This is a genomic window from Actinomadura keratinilytica, assembly GCF_039539665.1.
In the GTDB taxonomy this organism is placed as follows: domain Bacteria; phylum Actinomycetota; class Actinomycetes; order Streptosporangiales; family Streptosporangiaceae; genus Spirillospora; species Spirillospora keratinilytica.
On the sequence record NZ_BAABDO010000246.1, the window covers coordinates 1 to 2,062 of the forward strand.

Annotated in this window: 1 protein-coding gene; it reads right to left on the reverse strand. The window is 75.5% G+C overall.

What is annotated here, in order from left to right:
* A partial coding sequence (locus ABD879_RS32460; RefSeq protein ID WP_345025615.1) for a condensation domain-containing protein occupies positions 1-2,062 on the reverse strand: 2,062 nt, incomplete at both ends.

Genomic DNA, 2,062 nt, shown 5'->3' on the forward strand with positions numbered 1-2,062 from the left:
GGAACCACAGGCGCCGCTGCGCGTACGACAGCGGGATCACCTCGGGCCGGTCCCGCCGTTCCAGCGGCGGGCGTCCCGTCTCGCGGGCGGCGCCGAGGAGGGCGCACAGCCCCGCGACGGTGGGCGCCTCGAACAGGGCCCGCACGGGCAGTTCGACGCCGAGGGCGCGGCGGACGCGGCTGACGACCCGCATCGCGATGAGCGAGTTGCCGCCGAGCGCGAAGAAGTCGTCGTCGATGCCGACGCGGGCGACGCCGAGCAGGTCGGCGATGATGGCGGCGACGGTCTCCTCGCGGGCGTCGCGCGGCGCGCGGTAGGGCGCCGCGGCCGGTGCCGCCGCCAGGTCGGGGCGCGGCAGTGCCTTGGTGTCCACCTTGCCGTTGGGGGTCAGGGGCAGCTCGTCCAGCACGACCACGGCGGACGGCACCATCGCCTCGGGCAGGTGTTCGCGCACGTGGGCGCGCAGTTCCTCGGCGTCGATCGTCTGGCCCGGGGCGGGGACGACGTAGGCGACGAGCCTCTTCACCGGTGCCGCGGCGGCGGGGCGGCGCAGGTCGTCGGCGCCGGGCAGCCGCAGCGCGCCGATCGTCACCTCGGGGTCGGCGGCGACGGCCTCCAGGACGTCGACGTACCAGGCGGCGAGGCGTTCGACGGTGTCGCGGTCGAACAGGTCGAGGGCGTACTCGACGGTTCCGGTGAGGCCGCCGCTGCCGTCCCGGGCCGGTTCCAGCATGAACTCCAGGTCGAACTTGGCGACCGCGGCGTCCACCGGTTCCACGGCCACGCGCAGGCCGGGCAGGTCGGTCGACGCCTCGGGGTTGTTCTGCAGGGTCAGCATGACCTGGAACAGCGGGTGCCGGGCCAGGGACCGCCGCGGGTTCAGCACCTCCACCAGCCGCTCGAACGGCACGTCCTGATGGGCGAACGCCGCAAGATCCGTCTCCCGCACCCGCGCCAGCAACTCGGCGAACGCAGGATCGCCCGAGGTGTCGGTGCGCAGCACGAGAGTGTTGACGAACACGCCGACCAGGTCGTCCAACGCCCGGTCCGTACGGCCCGCCACCGGGGAGCCGATCGGGATGTCGGTGCCCGCACCGAGCCGGGTGAGCAGCCCCGCCAACGCCGCCTGCAACACCATGAAGACGCTGACGTGGTGGCGGCGGGCCAGGTCGGCGAGCGCCTGGTGGAGCCGTTCCGGCACGTCGAAGGAGACCTGGCCGCCCCGGTAGGAGGCGCGGTCGGGGCGGGGCCGGTCGGCGGGCAGGGCGATCTCGTCCGGCAGGCCCGCCAGCGCCGTGCGCCAGAACGCGATCTGCCGTGCGGCCAGGCTGCCGGGGTCGTCCTCGTCGCCGAGCAGGTCGCGCTGCCACAGCGCGTAGTCGGCGTACTGGACGGGCAGCGGCGCCCAGTCGGGGGCGCGCCCGTCGCGGCGGGCGAGGTAGGCGGTGATGACGTCGCGGGCGAGCGGCGCCATGGACCAGCCGTCCCCGGCGATGTGGTGCAGCACGATCAGCAGCACGTGCTCGTGCTCGCCGAGCCGGTACAGGTGGGCGCGGACGGGCAGGTCGCGGGACAGGTCGAAGCCGCGGGTGGCGGCCATGAACAGCGCGCCGGGCAGGTCGCCGTCGGGCGCGATGCCGGTGATCTCCAGCGGCGGGTCGGCGTCGGCGAGGACGCGCTGGTGGGCGCGGCCGTCGTGGTCGCCGAAGACGGTGCGCAGCGACTCGTGCCGGGCCACGACGTCGCGCAGCGCGGCGCGCATGGCCGCGTAGTCGAGCGCGCCGGTCAGCCGCAGCGGGATCGGCATGTTGTAGGTGGCGGTCGGTCCCTCCAGGCGGTTGAGGAACCACAGGCGTTCCTGCGCGTGCGAGACGGGCAGCGGGTCGGGGCGCCGCTCGGCGGGCACGGGCCGCAGCGGGGGCCGTTCGGCCTGCCCGCCGGACGCGGCGCGTTCGGCGAGCCCGGCGACGGTGGGCGTCTCGAACACCGCGCGGACGGGCAGTTCCACGCCGAGGGCGGCGCGGGCGCGTGCGGCGACGCGGGTGGCCTTGAGGGAGTCGCC